The organism is Microbacterium sp. Leaf151 (genome assembly GCF_001424225.1).
GTDB lineage: Bacteria > Actinomycetota > Actinomycetes > Actinomycetales > Microbacteriaceae > Microbacterium.
The window spans coordinates 721,032-739,186 of the sequence record NZ_LMOR01000001.1 but is presented as its reverse complement, the minus strand read 5'-3'; the positions used below and the strand labels follow the sequence as shown (position 1 = coordinate 739,186).

18 protein-coding genes are annotated in these 18,155 nt (G+C 69.7%); 8 read left to right on the top strand and 10 right to left on the bottom strand.

The annotated features are described in order from the left end of the window. Positions 1-22: 22 nt before the first annotated feature. Positions 23-763, top strand: coding sequence for a hypothetical protein (locus ASF76_RS03350; protein ID WP_156459110.1), 741 nt, complete (start codon positions 23-25; stop codon positions 761-763). Positions 764-1,118: 355 nt separating this feature from the next. Here ASF76_RS03350 and ASF76_RS03345 read toward each other — a convergent pair whose 3' ends face one another. The 3 genes from ASF76_RS03345 to ASF76_RS03335 all read right to left on the bottom strand — a co-directional run bounded on the left by ASF76_RS03345 (position 1,119) and on the right by ASF76_RS03335 (position 3,849). Beyond that, positions 1,119-1,460: a hypothetical protein gene (locus ASF76_RS03345; protein WP_156459109.1), complete on the bottom strand. Its 342-nt coding sequence runs from the start codon at positions 1,458-1,460 to the stop codon at positions 1,119-1,121. A 206-nt stretch (positions 1,461-1,666) separates the two neighbouring features. Beyond that, positions 1,667-3,118, bottom strand: coding sequence for a sensor histidine kinase (locus tag ASF76_RS03340; RefSeq protein WP_055952863.1), 1,452 nt, complete (start codon positions 3,116-3,118; stop codon positions 1,667-1,669). Beyond that, positions 3,115-3,849 carry a response regulator transcription factor gene (locus tag ASF76_RS03335; protein WP_055952860.1) on the bottom strand — a complete coding sequence of 245 codons (735 nt, stop codon included), beginning with the start codon at positions 3,847-3,849 and terminating at the stop codon, positions 3,115-3,117. The genes ASF76_RS03340 and ASF76_RS03335 overlap by 4 nt, the downstream gene beginning before the upstream one ends. Positions 3,850-3,971: 122 nt before the next feature. Between ASF76_RS03335 and ASF76_RS03330 the strand changes: the two genes are divergently transcribed. From ASF76_RS03330 to ASF76_RS03320, 3 genes are all read left to right on the top strand, one after another. Next, positions 3,972-5,438, top strand: a complete 1,467-nt coding sequence (locus ASF76_RS03330) for an ABC transporter permease (RefSeq protein ID WP_055952857.1) — start codon at positions 3,972-3,974, stop codon at positions 5,436-5,438. A gap of 31 nt (positions 5,439-5,469) precedes the next feature. Then, on the top strand, positions 5,470-6,177 hold the full coding sequence (locus ASF76_RS03325; RefSeq protein ID WP_055952854.1) for an ABC transporter ATP-binding protein: 708 nt from the start codon (positions 5,470-5,472) through the stop codon (positions 6,175-6,177). Between the two features lie 446 nt (positions 6,178-6,623). Next, positions 6,624-7,166, top strand: coding sequence for an SRPBCC family protein (locus ASF76_RS03320; protein ID WP_055952851.1), 543 nt, complete (start codon positions 6,624-6,626; stop codon positions 7,164-7,166). A 1-nt stretch (position 7,167) separates the two neighbouring features. On the opposite strand, the gene mnhG is transcribed toward ASF76_RS03320, so the two are convergent. The 7 genes from mnhG to ASF76_RS03285 all read right to left on the bottom strand — a co-directional run bounded on the left by mnhG (position 7,168) and on the right by ASF76_RS03285 (position 14,614). After that, on the bottom strand, positions 7,168-7,548 hold the full coding sequence (gene mnhG, locus ASF76_RS03315; RefSeq protein ID WP_055952848.1) for a monovalent cation/H(+) antiporter subunit G: 381 nt from the start codon (positions 7,546-7,548) through the stop codon (positions 7,168-7,170). Then, positions 7,545-7,814, bottom strand: a complete 270-nt coding sequence (locus ASF76_RS03310; protein WP_055952845.1) for a monovalent cation/H+ antiporter complex subunit F — start codon at positions 7,812-7,814, stop codon at positions 7,545-7,547. The genes mnhG and ASF76_RS03310 overlap by 4 nt, the downstream gene beginning before the upstream one ends. Then, a complete protein-coding gene (locus ASF76_RS03305; protein ID WP_055952841.1) occupies positions 7,811-8,419 on the bottom strand; it encodes a Na+/H+ antiporter subunit E in 609 nt (202 codons plus the stop codon). The genes ASF76_RS03310 and ASF76_RS03305 overlap by 4 nt, the downstream gene beginning before the upstream one ends. Further along, positions 8,416-9,972, bottom strand: a complete 1,557-nt coding sequence (locus ASF76_RS03300; protein WP_055952838.1) for a Na+/H+ antiporter subunit D — start codon at positions 9,970-9,972, stop codon at positions 8,416-8,418. Before ASF76_RS03300 ends, ASF76_RS03305 begins: the two co-directional genes overlap by 4 nt. Then, complete coding sequence (locus ASF76_RS03295) at positions 9,969-10,550, bottom strand: Na(+)/H(+) antiporter subunit C (protein ID WP_055952835.1); 582 nt, start codon at positions 10,548-10,550, stop codon at positions 9,969-9,971. The genes ASF76_RS03300 and ASF76_RS03295 overlap by 4 nt, the downstream gene beginning before the upstream one ends. Next, complete coding sequence (locus ASF76_RS03290; protein ID WP_055952832.1) at positions 10,547-13,474, bottom strand: Na+/H+ antiporter subunit A; 2,928 nt, start codon at positions 13,472-13,474, stop codon at positions 10,547-10,549. The genes ASF76_RS03295 and ASF76_RS03290 overlap by 4 nt, the downstream gene beginning before the upstream one ends. 96 nt (positions 13,475-13,570) lie before the next feature. Further along, on the bottom strand, positions 13,571-14,614 hold the full coding sequence (locus tag ASF76_RS03285; protein ID WP_055952829.1) for a LacI family DNA-binding transcriptional regulator: 1,044 nt from the start codon (positions 14,612-14,614) through the stop codon (positions 13,571-13,573). Positions 14,615-14,692: 78 nt separating this feature from the next. Here ASF76_RS03285 and ASF76_RS03280 point away from each other — a divergent pair, with 78 nt between their 5' ends. From ASF76_RS03280 to ASF76_RS03265, 4 genes are all read left to right on the top strand, one after another. Then, the gene (locus ASF76_RS03280) at positions 14,693-15,943 is read left to right on the top strand and encodes an MFS transporter (RefSeq protein WP_055953408.1); all 1,251 of its coding nucleotides are present in this window, start codon (positions 14,693-14,695) and stop codon (positions 15,941-15,943) included. Positions 15,944-15,952: 9 nt separating this feature from the next. Further along, the gene (gene nucS, locus ASF76_RS03275) at positions 15,953-16,651 is read left to right on the top strand and encodes an endonuclease NucS (RefSeq protein WP_055952826.1); all 699 of its coding nucleotides are present in this window, start codon (positions 15,953-15,955) and stop codon (positions 16,649-16,651) included. 305 nt (positions 16,652-16,956) lie between these two features. After that, entirely contained in the window at positions 16,957-17,778 is an 822-nt protein-coding gene (locus ASF76_RS03270) for a hypothetical protein (RefSeq protein WP_156459108.1), read from the top strand. A gap of 26 nt (positions 17,779-17,804) precedes the next feature. Beyond that, complete coding sequence (locus ASF76_RS03265) at positions 17,805-18,095, top strand: hypothetical protein (RefSeq protein WP_156459107.1); 291 nt, start codon at positions 17,805-17,807, stop codon at positions 18,093-18,095. Positions 18,096-18,155: the final 60 nt, after the last annotated feature.

The following is an 18,155-nucleotide window of genomic DNA, read 5'->3' as shown; positions in this document are numbered from 1 at the left end:
GAGGGTGAAGGCTGCGGGGAAAATGGCTATCGGGGTGTCCGTTCTCGTTGTGGGCGGGCTGGTCGCACTGGCCGCACCGACTGTGGCGGCAGTGCACGGCGAGGTGTCGTCTTGGGCGGTGTTCGCGTCGACCACGAACCCCACCAACCCGCCGGCCTCTGAGGATGATCCGGTCGCCGAGAACATGATGGACGAGCTGGGCGAGGGTTACACGTACGTCGGGAACGGCACGGTGATTCCGAAGAACACTCCGGCCGGGTGCGAGAACCCTGTCTGGGTTCACACCGGCCGAATGAGTGCGAGCCTCGGCGGGCAGCTCATCGACCAGGGTGAACGCGACCTCGCCGCAGGCTCCCCCGGACTGGATGCCGACGGCAAGATCGTCACCTACACCGTCGCCCCCGGCGACGCTCTCTCCGCGATCGGTGATCGATTCTGCATCGCAAACACGCTGGCAATCGCGACGGTCAATCACACCCGGACGATTCAGCCCGGCGAGGTGCTGCTGCTGCGCCCCGACGAGTCCATCCCTTGGGTTCCGTACTACAACCCTGATGACGCTCCCGCCGGCTACCAGCAGATTCCCTACCAGCTAGCGGTCGAGGCGATGAGCACAGCCGCCCACGCCGGCGACCTCGACGCAATGCGCTCAATCTTCCAAAACAATCTCATCGGATTGTTCCCCAACCCGGCCGACGCTGACATTATCGCCGACGCGCTCGAAGTGGGAGAGCTCGGCGTACTCCGCCAAATGTTCGCCTAGCCGAGGGTCGTGAGCGCGAATGAATGCGGCCCCGCCGTGTAGGGCTACCCCGGTCGCGCACACCCACGTGAGCAGGGAGAGGAAGGCGGCGGTCCAGCCGAGCGCACGCCGAGATGGACTGAGCGGTTCGCAACCCGCGACGAGCGAGGCGGCCGCCCAATGCACCCCCCGCGTGCACGGCAGGTTTCAGAACAGCACGATCGCGTCGACGGACATGACGGAGGGGATTGCTACACCGGCGAGCAGGGTCGCCCAGCCGAGGGCATTGCGCTGCATCCGTCTGCTCGTCATGTGATCAGCTCCTGCTGTGGTCGGTGGAGTTGGCGGTCATGGATGACGCTCGATAGTGAACCGCTCAGCTGGCGGCCGACATGGTCCGGTCCAAGGCCTGAGCGAATTCTGCGTGGCGGTGGGGGTGTTGTTGCAGCTGTCGAAGGACGGTGAGGAGCGGGGTGCCGCTCAGACTTCCGGGCCCGATCATCGGCTCCTCCATCACCGACCACTCCGCGGACGGGTAGCGCGTGGCGATGCTGTTGCCCAGGAAGATCGCTGCTGAATATGTCAACTCGGCGGTGAGCCCGGTGTCCTCCGCCAGCACTCGGATGAGTGCGGGAAGGTCACCTGCTAGCGATGCGGCCGACAGGCCCCGAGCATGCAGTGAATGTGCGTAGGCGTCGTAGCCCTCAGCAAATCGCACGGGTGCTTCTGCTTCGGAGGCGGGTTCATACGTTGCCTTGCGTCGCGGAATCGGTCGCGGGAGGGGTGCGGAGTGGGGGAAAAGGCGGGCGGTCTCGTCGTGAGGCTCCATCGACCAATCCTCGCGGTCCATAGGTGGTGCGCACAGATCACTCGTCCTGGGTCTCGCTTCGGCGTATAGCTTCGTCGAGATCCAGCCACCCGCGCTCACTCGGGCAGCCGCACCTCGAACACCGTCCGCCCGGGCGCGCTCTCGACCGAGATGCTCCCGCCGTGCGCCTCGGTGATCGCCTGCGCGATCGAGAGCCCGAGACCCGTGCTCCCGGCATCCCGATTGCGCGAGTCATCTCCCCGGGCGAAACGGTCGAAGAGGCGCTCCGCGACGCTCTGATCGATTCCCGGCCCGGTGTCGGCCACGCGCAGCACGGCCTCCGCGGCCTCGCGGGCGAGCGACAGCGTCACCGTCGTCCCCGGCGGCGTGTGCGTCTGCGCATTTCGCAGCAGGTTCGCCACGACCTGCCGCAGGCGGTTCTCATCTCCGGTCACCGAGATGAGGTCGTCGGTCACGTCGAGCCGCCACTCGTGCGTCGCATCCGCGGCCTGGGCATCGCTCACGGCGTCGACGGCGAGCAGCGTCAGCTCGACCTCGTCGCGGCGCAGCGGCTGTCCGGCATCCAGTCTCGCCAGAAGCAGAAGATCGTCGACGAGGGATGCCATGCGCTGGGCCTCCGACTCGATCCGGTCGAAGGAACGGGCCTGGGTGGGCGTCATCGGCGCGTCTTCGCCGAGGGAGAGCTGCGCGTAGCCGCGGATGCTGGCCAGGGGCGTGCGGAGTTCGTGGCTGGCATCCGCGATGAAGCGCCGCAACTGCTCCTCGCTGTGCTGCCGTGCGGCGAGCGAGGACTGCACGTGCCCGAGCAGCCCGTTCAGCGACGCCCCCACCCGGCCCACCTCGGTCGTGGGATCGGTGTCGGAGGGGGCGACCCGGTCGGGGATGTCGACGCTCCCCGCGCTGAGCGACAGCGTCGACACGCGCTCTGCGACACCCGCCACCCGATCGAGCGGCCGCAGACTCCGCCGCACGAAGAGCGAGAGCCCCAGCACCGCGACGAGCAGTGTCACCGCCGAGACGGCGACGAGGATCACGATCAACGCCGAGGTGGTCGCGGTCACGTCGGCCTGCGAGTTCCCGGCGAAGACGGTGACGCCATCGTCAACGGCCGCCGCTACGCGGAACGCCCCGAAGTCTGCGCCGAGGTCCACGGTCGTGGGCGTGCCGTCGGTCGCCACCGACGAACGCAGCAGCGCGACCTGCTCGTCGCTCAACGCCACCTCGGTGCCGTCCGCTCGCGTGTAGCCCGAACGCTCGACCGTCCCGTCGGCGTCGACGACCGCCTGCAGGGCGCCGATGCGGGGCGCGGGGTTCGTGGCATCCATCTCCGGGGGCCGGTCGTCGCCGCCGTCGCCGCCGCGCCCCCCGAACGCGTCGCGACCCACCGCGAACGACAGCCCCTCGCGCACCTGCTGGTCGAGGCGGTCGAGGGCGAAGGAACGCAGCGCCAGGATCGTCGCCACGCTCATCGCGATGAACGCGAGCGCGACCAGCACGCTCGTCCCCACGACGAGGGTGCGGCGCAGCGTCCAGCGACCGCGGGTCATGGCGCCTTGATGGTGTAACCGACACCGCGCACGGTGTGGATGAGCGGTTCGCCGAGGGTGTCGATCTTCTTGCGCAGATACGAGATGTAGATCTCGACGACGCTGCCGTTGCCACCGAAGTCGTAGCTCCACACCTGATCGAGGATCTGCGCCTTGCTCAGCACCCGGCGCGGGTTCTGCATCAGGTAGCGCAGCAGCTCGAACTCCTTCGCGGTGAGTTTGATCGGGATGCCACCGCGCTCGACCTCGTACGACTCCTCGTCGAGCGACAGATCGCCGACACGCAACCGAGGGTCGGCGTCGACGACCGCCGCGACGTGACGGCGGGCCATTCCCCGCAGGCGCACGATGACCTCCTCCAGGTTGAAGGGCTTCGTGACATAGTCGTCGGCGCCGGCCGAGATCCCCGCGATGCGGTCTTCCACGGCATCCTTCGCCGTCAGGAACAGCACGGGCGCGTCGTTGCCCGCCGCCCGGACGCGGGTCAGCAATTCCATTCCGTCGAGCCCCGGCATCATGATGTCGAGCACCAGCAGGTCGGGAGCGAACTCGCGGATGACGCCGAGCGCCTCCTGCCCGTTCGCCGCGGTGCGGGCGTCCCACCCCTCGTTCTGCAACGCCATGCGCAGGAGATCGCTGAGGTTGGCCTCGTCGTCCACGACGAGCACACGGATGGGCGAGCCGTCGGGACGGGCGAGGGGCGCGGGGCGGGAGGTCACGAGAGCCAGCATGCACGCTTCCCGGCCTCGGAGTCACGCGACATACGCGGTTCATAGCAACGGTGAGGGAGCGGTGAGGGTGCCGTTCCTACCTTCGCCTCAGACGGCCGCACCCCGCGTCCGGAAGGAGAACCATGTACGGCACGTACCTTCGGCGCGAACTCGCCGGCCGCACCAAGCAGACCGTGATCGTCGCGGTGGGACTCGCGATCGCCATCGCGCTCGTCATCGTCGTCAATGCGCTGTCGGCGGGCGTCCGCGACGCCCAGTCGCAGGCTCTGTCGTCGGTATACGGCGTCGGCACCGACCTCACCGTGACCGGTGCGCAGACCGAACCCGGTCAGGGCGGCGGCGGCCCGCGCTTCGACTTCGGCGCCGACGCGGGCACGACCACCGACGGGACCACGACGCTCAGCCAGTCGCGGCTCATGACCGACATGCGACGCGGCACCCTCGACGCCTCCACCGTCACCACCGTCGAAGGCCTCGACGGCGTCTCCGCCGTCACCGGCGCACTGTCGCTGACGAACACGACGTTCTCGGGGCAGATGCCCGACCGCGGCGCCGAAACCGGAACCACGCAGGGCGAGGGGATGCCGCAGCAGCCCCCGTCCGGCGGCGGTCCCGGCGGTGACGGGGGCAGCGCCTTCGGTGTCGACTCGTTCAGCGTGCTCGGCGTCGACCCCGCGGCATCCGTCGGTCCGCTCTCGGCCGTGACCGTCTCCGACGGGCGCGCCCTCGCCGCCTCCGACGCCGGGACCGACGTCGCCGTGATCGACGCGACGTACGCGGCGAGCGCCGGACTCGCCGTGGGCGGCACGGTCGACGTCGCCGGTAGGACGATGCAGATCGTCGGGATCGTGGCGTCCGCCTCGGCCGACGCCGACACCGCCGCGAACGTCTACCTCCCGCTCGACGTCGCCCAGACGCTCGCCGGGGTCGGCGACGTCGTGTCGACCGTCTACGTGCAGGCCTCGTCGGCGGACGCCATCGACGCAGTGCAGAGCGAGATCACGGCCGCACTCCCCGACGCCACCGTCAGCTCGCAGTCCGAGCTCGCCTCGACCGTCTCGGGCTCGCTGTCGAGCGCGTCGTCGATGATCTCGAACCTCGGCACGTGGCTGTCGGTCGTCGTGCTGCTGGTCGCCCTCGCCCTCGCCGTCCTGTTCACGATGTCGGGCGTCGCCCGCCGAACGCGGGAGTTCGGAACGCTCAAGGCCATCGGGTGGTCCAACGGCCGCATCGTGCGCCAGGTCGCCGGCGAGTCGCTCGTCCAGGGCCTGCTCGGCGGCGTCGCGGGTCTCATCCTCGGGCTCGGCGGCATCCTGCTCGTGAACGTCGTCTCGCCGACCATCTCGGTGAGCGGCCAGGCCACGGGCCCCGGTCAGGGCGGCGGAGAGGGCTTCGGTCCCGGCGGCCCCGGCGGCTTCGGCCAGGCGGCGGCGCAGGCCACCGACATCGTCCTCAACGCACCCGTGACGCCGGTCGTCGTCTTGGCCGCCGTCGGCATCGCCGTGCTCGGCGGTGTGCTCGCGGGTGCTTTCGGCGGCTGGCGCGCCGCGCGTCTCAGTCCCGCCGCCGCCCTCCGCTCGGTCGCGTGAGCGGCATCCCCCATCCTTCGAAGGAGACATCATGACCCTCACCGCCCCCGCCCTCACCACGACCGCCTACAGCCTGCGCGGCGTGACCCGCACCTACCGCCAGCGCGACCGCACCGTCCAGGCCCTGGCCGGCGTCGACCTCGACATCGCCGCGGGCGACTTCGTCACCGTCCAGGGCCCGACCGGCGGCGGCAAGTCCACGCTGCTGCAGATGCTCGGCGCCCTCGACCGCCCCACGAGCGGATCCGTGACGCTCGGCGACGTCGACATCGCGGCCGCCTCGAACGCTGAGCTCGGGCGGGTGAGGGCGCAGGACATCGGCTTCGTCTTCCAGGGCTTCAACCTCATCCCGACCCTCACCGCCGCCGAGAACGTCGACATGGGGCTGGAGCCCCTCGGCCTCGATCGCGCGGAGCGGCGACGGCGGGTGGCCGAGGCACTCGAACGCGTCGGGTTGCAGGACCGGGCCGACCATCGCCCGGGTGAGCTCTCGGGTGGCCAGCAGCAGCGCGTCGCGATCGCCCGCGCGGTGGCGAAGCAGCCCCGGGTGCTGCTCGCCGACGAACCGACCGGCAACCTCGACGAGAGCATGCGCGACGAGATCCTCGACGTGCTGCAGGCGCTGAACGCCGAGGGTCTGACGCTCATCGTCGTGACGCACGACTCCGCCGTCGCCCAGCGGGCCCGCCGTCGCCTCCGCCTCGCGAAGGGCGTCGTCACCGACATCACCCGCGGGTGACCGTCGTGCCCGCGTGACGGGCGGAGGGCCAGGGATGAGCGGAGGACCGCTCTCGCGGCATCCCCGCTCGGTCTCGCTCGACGCAGCCAGCAGCCGTGACGGGCGGAGGGCCAGGGACCTGCGCAGGACCGCTCTCGCGGCATCCCCCTCCCCTCCTCCCTCCCCCTCCGTTCGTCACGGCCCGTGTCGCCTGGTCGTCGAGCCCGTCGAGAACCCGCGCCCGCGCGACTCGGCGGCAGCGCACACTCAGCGATTCGCGCAAGATCAGTCGCCTGGTCCCGGATGCCACTGAGCTTGCGCAGACCACGGAGCCTGCGTCGCAGGATCCGGCGCACGCTCGCGCTCCGTCGACACGACCCCACCCCACGCCCACCCGAGCCCACGTCAAGTCCTGCCGACCCCGCGGCATCCGCCCTACAGTCGAAGCACGCCGACCGGAGGATGCCATGGCCGCCCGCAACACGCGACTGATGCACTGCACCCCCGACGACCTGTTCGCGGTGCTCTCGGACGGGTGGCTCTACCCCGTGTGGGTCGTGGGGGCCGCGCGCATGCGCGACGTCGACGAACACTGGCCGCGGGAGGGCTCCCGCATCCACCACTCGCTCGGCGTCTGGCCGGTCATGATCCATGATGAGACCGAGATCGTCGAATGGGATCCTCCCCGCCGGCTACGGCTGCGCCCGGAGGCCGGCATCGTGGGCCGGGGTGTCATCCGTATCGACGCGCGTCCGCATCCGTCGGGCACCGCGGTCACGATCATCGAGGAGCCCGTGTCGGGCGCGGCATCGATTCTCCCGTCGCTGCTGTGGAAGCCGATGCTGACGATGCGCAACCACGAATGCCTGAACCGCTTGGCGTTCCTCGCCGAGGGCCGCCGTGCGGAGCGCGAAGCGCGCGAACTCGATCACCGCACCGAGACACCCGATCCACCGGAGGGCACGCCGTCACCGCAGGCCCGCCGAGACGTGCGCGAATCGGCGACCTGACCTAGTTCTCCGGGCGCGTCTCGGCGCCGGTCGACCCCGGCTGCTCGGTGCGGTGCTGCAGCTCGTCGACGTAGAGGTTCGCCTCGTCGGTCGTCCGGTTGCGGTACGCCGCGCGTCCCACCATGTGCGCGGCCAGCGGCGCGGTCGCGAACTGGATGAGCACGATCGGGATGCCGAAGGCCAGCGCCTCCCACGACCGCAGCGCGAGCTCGACGGCGATGACGATGAGCAGCACGCCGAGCACCTGCGGCTTCGTCGCGGCGTGCAGGCGCGTGGGCACGTCGCGCCAGCGCAGCAGGCCGATGGTCGCGGTCAGGCACAGCACGGCACCCAGCAGCACGAGGACGAGCGCCACGGTGTCGAGAACAGCCTCGATGGTCATCGGGGATTCTCCTTCCGTGCGACGAATCTGGCCACGGCGATCGAGCCGAACACGCCGATCGCGGCGATGACGAGCATCGCGGGCAGGGACCGCGTGTGGTGATTGATCACCATGTCGGCTCCGAGGATGCAGACCACCTCGGTCAGCAGCACGTCGGCGGCGACCGCGCGGTCGAGGATCGAGGGCCCGATGACGAGGCGGATCAGCGCGAGCAGGGCCGCGGCGGCGAACACGACGAGGATGACGGCGACGAGCACGGTGTTCACGGGGCGGTCCTCCGCTTCTCGGGAGAGCCGGCGGTCCGGTGGACCGAGCTGTCGGCGATGCGCGCGCGCAGGTCGCGCAGCTCCTCTTTCGACCCCACCGCCCTCGTGATGCGCGCCTCCCACCGCAGCACGACGCGGCGCTGGTGCTCGGCATCCTCGTCGCTTCGCACGCCGATCGTGTGCAGGTACAGGGTGCGGTTCTCGCGGTCGACGTCGACGATGAGCGACCCCGGGATGAGCGATGCCGTGACCGCGGTGTGGGCCATGATCACGTCGTCGGCGACCCGGAGCGGCACGGCGATGATGGCCGCACCCGGCTGCCGGCGCACATCGAGCACCTGCCACGCCACGATGAGCGAGCCCTTGATGACGGCACCGAGGAAGGTGATGACGAACAGCAGGCCGTACCAGAGGTTGATGCGGCCCGACAGCTCCACCGGCGGCAGACGGAACACGCGCGTGACGAAGATCGCCATGACGATGCCGGTGATCAGGCCCAACCACGTCAGCTGGCCCCACAGCAGCATCCAGAGCGCGATCAGCCACAGCAGCAGCGGCAGCTGGTGCAGGAAGAGCGATCTCTGCGACCGCGCGGACGGGCTCATCGCTGCCCCACCTGTTCTTCGAGCTGCACCAGGGTCACGCCCTCGGCGACACGCTCCCCCGCGCGCAGGCACACGTCGAGCAACGGGCCCGCGAAGACGGTGAGGGAGATCGTGACCGCCACCATTCCGGCCGTGGCGAACGTCATGATCCGGGGGATCGTGCGTCGCTCGGTCGACACGGACGCCGCCGGAGCGTTGCCGAGATACGCGATGCGCTCGCTCGTCTCGGACGAGTCGTCGTCTTCGCGCCAGAACGACAGGTTCCATGCCCGCATGAGGGCGTACAGGGTGAGGATCGAGGTGACGATACCGCCGACGATGAGGACCATCATGACGGGCGTGCCCACCTGGGCCGCGGCGTCGAACAGCGCGTACTTTCCGATGAAGCCCGAGAACGGCGGGAGACCACCCAGGTTGATGGCCGGGATGAAGTAGAGCACGGCCATCAGGGGTGCCCCGCGCATGAGCCCCTTGACCTTCAGGATGGAGGTGCTTCCCGCCTTGCGCTCGATCAGCCCCACGGCGAGGAACAGCGTCGTCTGCACGATGATGTGGTGGACGATGTAGTAGATCGTCGCGCCGATCGCCAACGGCGTGTTGATCGCCAGGCCGAAGATCATGTATCCGATGTGGCTGATCAGGGTGAACGACAGGATGCGTTTGAGCTCGGCCTGCGCCACCGCCCCGAGCACGCCCACGATCATCGTCGCGAGCGCGACCATCAACAGCAGGAAGTTGAGGTCGTTCGCGACGAACAGTTGCGTCTCGGTGCGGATGATCGCGTAGACGCCGACCTTGGTGAGCAGGCCCGCGAACACCGCCGTGACCGGGGCTGGCGCGGTGGGATACGAGTCGGGCAGCCAGAACGACAGCGGGAACACCGCCGCCTTGATCGCGAAGGCCAGCAGAAGCATCAGGTGCAAGATCGTCTGCGTGTCCTGGGGCAGTAGCGCCATGCGCTCGCTGATCTGCACCATGTTGACGGTGCCGAGAGCTCCGTAGACCATCGCGATCGCCGCGAGGAAGAGGATCGACGACACCAGCGACACGACGATGTAGACGACACCGGTGCGGATACGCGATTCGGTCCCGCCCAGCGTGATGAGCACGTACGAGGCGACCAGGAGGATCTCGAACCCCACGTAGAGGTTGAACAGGTCGCCCGCGATGAAGGCGTTGAAGATTCCCGCGCCCAGGATGAGGTAAGCCGGGTAGAAGATCGACACCGGGGTGTCGGCGTCGTTGTCGGCGGCTCCCTGGCCGATGGAGAAGAGCAGGACCGCGAGCAGCACGATGCTCGTGACGACCACCAGCAGCGCGGCGAGCACGTCGACGTAAAGCACGATGCCCAGCGGAACCGGCCAGGCGGCGATGGCCACGGCGATCGGGCCGCTCGTGTCGACGGTGACCAGCAGCACCGCCCCCAGTACGAGCACGGTCGTCAGGGCCGCGACCGACACCACGATCTGCGTCTTCTTGCGCCGGCCGAAGATGAGGTTGATCGCGGCGCCGATGAGGGGGATGCCGACGAGCAGGGGTACGAGCGCGCTCACGGGCGGTCACCGTCCTGTGGGTCGCGGGTGTCGTCCTGCGCGCGCTCCCCGTCGCGCCGCACGGCCACGCGGTCGACTGGGGCGTCGTCGACGAGCGATGACAGGTCGCCCTGGTGCAGCACGCGGATGGGCGAGGCCACGTCGCCGACGAAGTCCGTCGTGACGTCGTCATCGTCGGAGCGGGACTCCTCGTCCATCGCGTCCTCGGCCTCGGCCGAGGTACGCGTGCGCAGGGCGACGTCGTCGGCGTCGTCGACGACGGTGTCGGCCTGGCCGAGTTGCCAGGACCGGTAGATGAGGGCGAGCAGGAAGGCGGAGATGGCGAAGGTGATGACGATCGCGGTCAGCATGAGCGCCTGCGGGAGTGCATCGGACATCTCGGACACATCCGTCGCGCCATCGTCGTAGAACGGAGCGCGACCGGGCGCTCCCATCATGATCAGCAGCAGCAGGTTGGCCGCGTTGCCCAGCAGCAGGAAGCCGATCAGCACGCGGGTGAGGCTGCGTTCGAGCATCGCGTAGACGCCGCACGCGAAGAGCGCGGCCATGACGATGACGAGGACGAGGGAGATGGTCATGAGGGGGCCATCTCCGCATCTTCGGGATGCTGCGACTGTCGATCGACCTCGGCTCCGAGGCTCCGGAGCACGTCGAGGACGAGACCGATCACCACGAGATACACACCCACGTCGAAGATCGTGCTGGTGACGAACTCCCAGTGCCCGATGAGGGGGAGATCGCCTTCGAACGTGAAGCTCTGCAGCGGCGCGAATCCGAACACCATCGGCAGCAGGGCGCAGAGCACGGCGATCGCCATGCCGGCCCCCAGCAGACGACCGGCGTCGGTGGGAGCAGCGGCGCCGAGCTCCCAGCGCCCTCCGGCGATGTACCGCATGACGAGCCCCATCCCGGCGACCAGGCCGCCGGCGAAGCCTCCACCCGGAAGGTTGTGACCGGCGAACAGGAGGTACAGCGACACGATCATGATCGAGTGGAACAGCACCCGCACGATGATCTCGAGCAGGATCGAGCGGTTCTCGGGTTGCACCTTCGACCCCGAGATCAGCCAGGCGCGCGGGGCGTCGGCTTCACCCCGACGCCGCGCCCGCACACCGCTGTCGGTCTCGATGAGGGGACGACGGCGCCCGATGCCGGTTCGACTGCGGGCGGTACCGGACCGGCGGGCGAGGTTGTCGCTGCGGTCGGTGATGAAGACGAGGGATGCCACGCCCGTGGCCGCGAGCACGAGAACCGACAGCTCCCCCATCGTGTCCCAGCCGCGCAGGTCGACCAGCGCGACGTTGACGACGTTGCGGCCGTGCCCGATCTCGTACGACAGCGGGGGCCACTCCATCGACACCGGGACGTCCTGACGGGCGCCCGTCGCGACGATCGCGACGAGCGCCATCGTGAGTCCGACGCCGACGCCGAGCACGGCACGGGCGATGGGGGCGACGGAGGCGTTCTGCTCGCCCATGCGCGCGGGCAGGCGCCGCAGCACGAGGGCGAACACGACGAGGGTGACGGTCTCGATCAGCACCTGGGTGAGGGCGAGATCGGGCGCGCCGCTCGTGGCGAACAGCACGACGAGCCCCAGGCCCGTGACCGACACGAGGGCGACGCCCGTGAAGCGCTTGCGGGCGAGCACCGCGAGGATTCCCGCCGCGATCATCAGGGGGGCGGCGAGCAGCTGCGCGGGAGACTGCCACGCGTCGAGCTGCGCACGCCAATCGCGCGAGGCCAGGAGCGCCGTGCCCTCGGCGACGACCAGCACGATGAAGATCGTGCCGACGTAGAACGGCAGCGAACCTCGCTGGAATCGCGCCGTGACCCACTCGGAGGAGTGGTCGATGGAGCGCAGCGCGAGGTTGTAGACGTCGTTCGCGGTGAAGGGCAGCACGCGCGGACGCGTGTGCAGCTGCGTCTTGCGCACCACCCGGAACACGCCCGCGCCGAGAGCCAGCGTCCCGAGCGAGATGAAGAGCGCGGGCTCCAGGCCGTGCCAGAGCGCCAGATGGTACGGGTACTCGGGTGCCGGAACACCCGGGGTGGCCTCAGGCAGTCCGTCGGCGTAGGGCGCGAGCCAGTGGTCGACGACCGGGGCGAGAAAGCCCAGAGCGAGCGATGCGGCCGCGAGCAGGACCGGCGCTGAGAGGAAGCCGATCGGGGGATCCGGCCAGTCGGTCGCCTTCACGTCGCGCTTCGTCCAGTAGGCGCCCCAGAGGAATCGGATGCCGTACGCCGCCGTGAGGGCGGAGCCCAGCACGACGCCCACCAGGGCGACCACGCCCCACCCGGCGCCGGCCTCCGCCTCGTGGAGCAGGGCCGTGAGCGCCGTCTCTTTCGCGACGAACCCGAGAGTGGGGATGACGCCGGCCATCGAGGCGATCGCGATGAACGAGGCCGTGGCCATGACCGGCGCCTGGCGACCGAGGCCCGAGAGCTGTCCGATGTCACGCGTGTTCAGCTGGCGGTCGATGACGCCGACGATGAGGAACAGGCACGACTTGAACAACGCGTGGCTGAGCAGCAGCGCGACACCGGCGAGGGCGGCATCCCGCGTTCCGTAGCCGAGCATGACCGTCAGGAAACCGAGCTGGCTGACGGTGCCGAAGGCGAGGATGCGTTTGAGGTCGCGCTCGCGCAGAGCCTGGAATCCGCCCAGCAGCATGGTGAACACGCCGAGCGCAATGAGCGTGGGACGCCAGAAGGGCGTCTCGGCGAAGCCGGGGGCGAGGCGCGCCACGAGGTAGATGCCGGCCTTCACCATTGCCGCGGCGTGGAGGTACGCGCTGACCGGGGTGGGGGCCGCCATGGCGCCGGGGAGCCAGAAGTGGAAGGGGAAGATGGCCGACTTGCTCAGGGCGCCCACGAGAAGCAGTAGCACGGCGACGTCGACGACGGTGCCGGTGGGCGGATCGGCGAGGATCGCCGACAGACTCGATGTGCCCGCCTGCACGACCACCAGCACGACGCCGATCAGCATGACCAACCCGCCGAGCGTCGTCACCAGCAACGCCTGGAGCGCGGCACGCCGGCTGGCGGATCGGGCGTGGTAGTAGCCGATCAGCAGGTACGACAACACGCTCGTGACTTCCCAGAGCATGATGAGCACGACGAGGTCGTCGGTCAGGACGAGCCCGTACATGGCCCCGGCGAAGGCCAGCAGCACGGCTGAGAACTGCCCCACGCCTTGGGTCTTGCCACGGAAATACCAGCGGCAATAGAGCATGACGAGGGCGCCGACGCCGGTGACGACGAGCGTGAGCAGCCAGCCCAGCACGTCCATCCGCATCGAGAGGGAGACGTCGATCGCCGGGATCCAGCGGTATTCCTCGAACGGAATGTCCCCGGAGAACACCGCCGGGGCGAGCACGACGGTGTACACGAAGGCGAGGGCCGGAAGGACCGCGGCCACGTAGAACGCGCGGGGACCGATGCGCGAGACCAACCACGGCAGCAGCAGCGGGAGCGCCGCGAACGCGCCAAGGAAGATCAACAAGCGCGGGCCTCCTCGGGGTCGACGGGCGGGTGCCCGGGCTCTCGGGGTGTCGGACCTATTCTATGCGGCGCATGAGAGTTCACGAACCCACGGATGTCATGTGGTACGCGGCGGTCCCGTCGTCGTCCCGGCACGGAACGTGCACTCGAGGTCGAGGCCCGACGGTGTGGCGTCTTCCAGCATCGCCGCCACCGCCTCGCCCGCGGCGCGGCCCTTCGCGGTGGCGGGCTGCACGAGGGTCGTGAGGACGTGCGGGGCCAGCCCGTCGACGACCACGCCGTCGAAACCGGTGACGCTGACGTCCTGCGGAACCCTGAGTCCTGCTTCTTCCGCAGCCCGGATGACGCCGGCCGCGAGCAGGTCGCTCTGTGCGATGACGGCGGTGGGACGGCGCTCGGCGAAGATCGTGCGACCGGCGATCGCCCCCTCGTCGATGGAGCTCGTCGCCGCGGCGAGCGCGGGGGCGTCGGGGAAGATTTCTCTCGCGCCCCGCAGACGGTCGGCGGTCACGTCGACCCCGACGACGGCATCGTCGGCGAGCCACCCGCGCCGTCGGCCCGCATCGACGGGGAGGGTGACGATCACGACGTCGCTGTGCCCGAGGGAGGCGAGGTGCGAGGCTGCAGCGCGCTGCGCGTCGGCGTTATCCAGCAGCACGCGGGGAATCCCCTCGCCCGCATCCCCCTCGACCACGACGACCGGGATGCCGCGTCCACGGACGATCTCGAGCGAGTCACGCATGCGCGGACTGCATCCGATGAGGACGGCGGCGTCGATGGGCGCCGTGTGCAGCGAGGGCTCGCTGACCGTCACGCCGTCGTCGCGAAGCAGGAGTAGCGCGGCTCCCAACCGCGAGACCCCGTCGGCGAGGCCGTCCATCATGTGGGTGGTGACCGGGTCGAGGAAGGCCGTGCCGAGGTGCTGGTCGAAGACGACCCCGACGATGCCGGAGCGCCCGCGCCGCAGCGATGCCGCACGCGGGTCGGGGCCGGTGTAGCCCAGGCTCTCGGCGGCCGCGAGCACGCGGGCGCGGGTCGCCTCGGAGGTGGGCGTCTTGCCGCTGAAGACGACGGAGGCGGTCGAGGGCGAGACGCCGGCCTCTCGGGCGACGTCGTTGATGGTCGCGCGACGGGAGCTCACGGGGCGATGCTACCCGGGGAGGTGGGCTAACCCCGAATCGATTCGATCGTGGCCGAATCGATTCGGTACAGTGTCGGCATGCACTCCACGTTGACCCGCTCCCAGCTCGTGCGCTGGCACGTCGCGATCTGCGCGATCTTTCTCGCGAGCGGTCTGAGCATCTCGACCTGGGCGTCTCGCGTGCCCGCCATCCGCGAGTCCCTGGGCATCGAGAACTCCGGCGTCGGACTGCTTCTGCTCGGCATGGGCGTGGCATCCATCATCGGGCTCTCCATCGCCCCCGCCGTCATGGCACGCATCGGCGCCCGCTCCGGCATGCTCGTCGCGCTCGTGCTCGTCGGGATCGGCCTGGCGATCATCGGGTTCGGTGCCGACACGCTTCAACTCTTCGGTGTCGCCCTGGTCGGCCTCGCTCTCTTCGGGTTCGGCAACGGCGCCGTCGACGTGATGATGAACGTCGAGGGTGCGGCGCTCGAGAAGGCGACCGGCCGCACGATCATGCCGTTGCTGCACGCCTTCTTCAGCTTCGGCACGGTGATCGGCGCCGGGCTCGGCTTCCTCGCCGTGACCCTCGACATCCCGGTCATGGCGCACTGCGTCGCGATGGGCGTGGTGATCCTCGTCGTCGCGTTCGTGTCGGTGGCCAACGTCCCCCGCGCCGAGGTCGCGATGGACGCCCCCGCCGCCGAGGAGCGCGCACACTGGCGCGAACGCCTCTCCACCTCGCTTCAGGCGTGGCGCGAGCCGCGCACGTACACGCTCGGCGTCATCATGCTCGGCATGGCCTTCGCCGAAGGCAGCGCGAACGACTGGCTCCCCTCGGCCGTGGTCTACGGCCACGGTGCCCCCGAAGAGGCCGGCCCGGCCGTTCTCGCCGTGTTCTCGGTCGCCATGACCGTGGGACGCATCGCCGGCGGTCCGGTCGTCGACCGACTCGGCCGCGTGCTCGTGCTGCGGGTCCTCGCCGGCACGGCGGCGGCCGGGCTGCTGCTGTTCATCCTCGCGCCGTTCGGCCCGCTCGTCTTCGTCGGTGCGGCTCTCTGGGGTCTCGGCGCTTCGCTCGGCTTCCCCATCGGCATGTCGGCCGCCGCCGACGATCCCGCCAAGGCCGCCTCGCGCGTGGCCGCTGCCGCCACGATCGGCTACGTCGCGTTCCTCTGCGGCCCGCCCATCCTCGGGTGGATCGGCGACCACATCGGTCTGCTCAACACGCTGCTCATCGTGGTGGGGCTGATCGTGGCATCCGGTCTGTTCTCGGGAGCCGCCAAGCCCCTCGTCGTCGACGAGGCCTCGACCCCCGAGCCCTCCGAGCCCGCACGGCGCGATTAGGCTCGTCGGGTGCGTCTCGTCATCGCCCGTTGCTCCGTCGACTACACCGGCCGCCTCAACGCGCATCTCCCCCTCGCCACCCGACTGCTCGTCCACAAGGGCGACGGCAGTCTGCTGGTGCACTCCGACGGCGGCTCGTACAAGCCGCTCAACTGGATGAGCCCGCCCTGCTCCCTCACTCTCGAGCAGCCCGACGAGGTCGACGTCGAAGACGGGGTGATCGAGCGCTGGCGCGTGACGCACGCCAAGACCGGCGATGCCCTTCTGGTGCGCATCCACGAGATCGTCCACGACACCGCCCATGACCTGGGAGTCGATCCCGGCCTGATCAAAGACGGCGTCGAGGCCGATCTACAGCGCCTGCTCGCCGAGCAGGTGTCGGTCGTCGGTGAGAATCTCACGCTCGTACGCCGCGAGTACCCCACCGCCATCGGCCCCGTCGATCTGCTGCTGCGCAACGACGACGGTCGCGGCACCGTCGCGATCGAGGTCAAACGCCGGGGAGACATCGACGGCGTCGAACAGCTGACCCGCTATCTCGAGCTGCTCAACCGCGACCCCCTGCTCGCCCCCGTCACGGGCGTCTACGCCGCGCAGGAGATCAAGCCGCAGGCGCGGGTCCTCGCCACCGACCGCGGCATCCGGTGCCTCACCCTCGACTACGACGAGATGAAAGGCGTGCAGTCGGGCGCACCCCGCCTCTTCTGAACGCGAGACGCGGGATGCCGCGGCGCCGATCGCCCGCAGCTGCCGTGTGCGGATGCAGCGGCCCACCGTCAGAATCGGGCACGCCGCCAGGTGAGCGCGCGGAGCGCGTTCCGGGCAGCGGCGAGAGCCGGGAGCGCTCGACTGCTACTGTCCGGGCAGCGGGGAGTGCACGCGCGGCGATCCCCTCCCGCCCACCCATTCGCCGGTCGGGCTTTCAGCCCTGATTCTCGAAGGACGACATGCTCGCCAGAAGCGCCCGACGGCTGCTCTCCGCCCGATTCCGAATCGTGACAACGGTCGCTGCGATGACCACGGCGCTCGCGCTCGTCGTCGCGTCCCCGGCTCTCGCCGCCGACCAGCCTGCCGCTCCGCCTACGATCCCGGCTCTCTCCGCGGTGTGGGGCGAGCCTTTCTGCACGTCCGGGGGCGGCGCGGCGGTCCGCGTCGGAATCGCGCACGAACCCACGGACGTCGCCGGCGGTGTCGATGTGAAGGTCACGGAACAGATCGTCGGCGGAACCGACGCGGCGGTCGAGACGCACGGCCACACCGACGCGAGGGGGAAGTTCTCTACCTCCGTGACGTTGTCGCGAGCTCAGCAGATCAAGGTCACGGTGGCGGGCGACGTCGGAGATCGAGGCGCCGACGGATCAGTCACGTGGCGGGTCGTCGGCGAGCGCGTCTACCCCTTCCCCGACGGGTGCCTCCCCGGCTATCCGCGCATGACGCTCGACGCCCCCGTCGTCAGTCGAGACTGGGTCGTCGACGACCCCGCCGTGAAGGGTGATGCCCACTGGGATGCCGACAAGGTGGAGGGTGCCCCGGCGAGCACCCTCATGAGCTGGTCGATCAACGCCCAGGGCGAGCTCGTGGCGACGGCGTCGGCGAACTACAAGTTCTCCAACGGCACCAACCAGTGGAACGGGGGCAGGCCCGCCGACATGTACACCGAGCCGCCTACTCCGCCCGCTCCCACGATCTGCGTCCTCGAATCGCGACCCGGCTTCGTGAAGATCACGTACGGCGGGAAGACGCGCTCATTCAGCGTCGACGCGATGCGGGTGTTGCCGAAAGGCTGCCTCACTGCCAAGCAGACGGCGGAACTGAAGAGGCTGCTCGGGCTGTAGACCCTCACTCGTCTTCTCCTGAGGCCGTGGCCGCCATGACCCGATGTGCGCTCCCGCTCATCCGTCGACTCGTGAGGTGCGGGACGATCGGCTTCGCGTACGGCGCGGTGCTCGGCGCTCTCTTCGTGCTGATCGGGTGGTTCCCGTCCGCTCTCGCGATGCATGCGGACGATCCGACGTTCCTCCTGCACTCCATGCTCGCGTGGTGTGCCGGCTGGGCCGTCGTGTGCGGAGCGGTGGGCCTCGTGGTGGGCCTGATCGTGAGCGTGCTCATCGACGTCGGCGACCGGCTCCCCGATCACCCCCGCCTCGACTAGTCCTCGATGATCGTCCACGTGTCGACTCCGCGCCACGGCATCCGACGGCCTACCGGCACA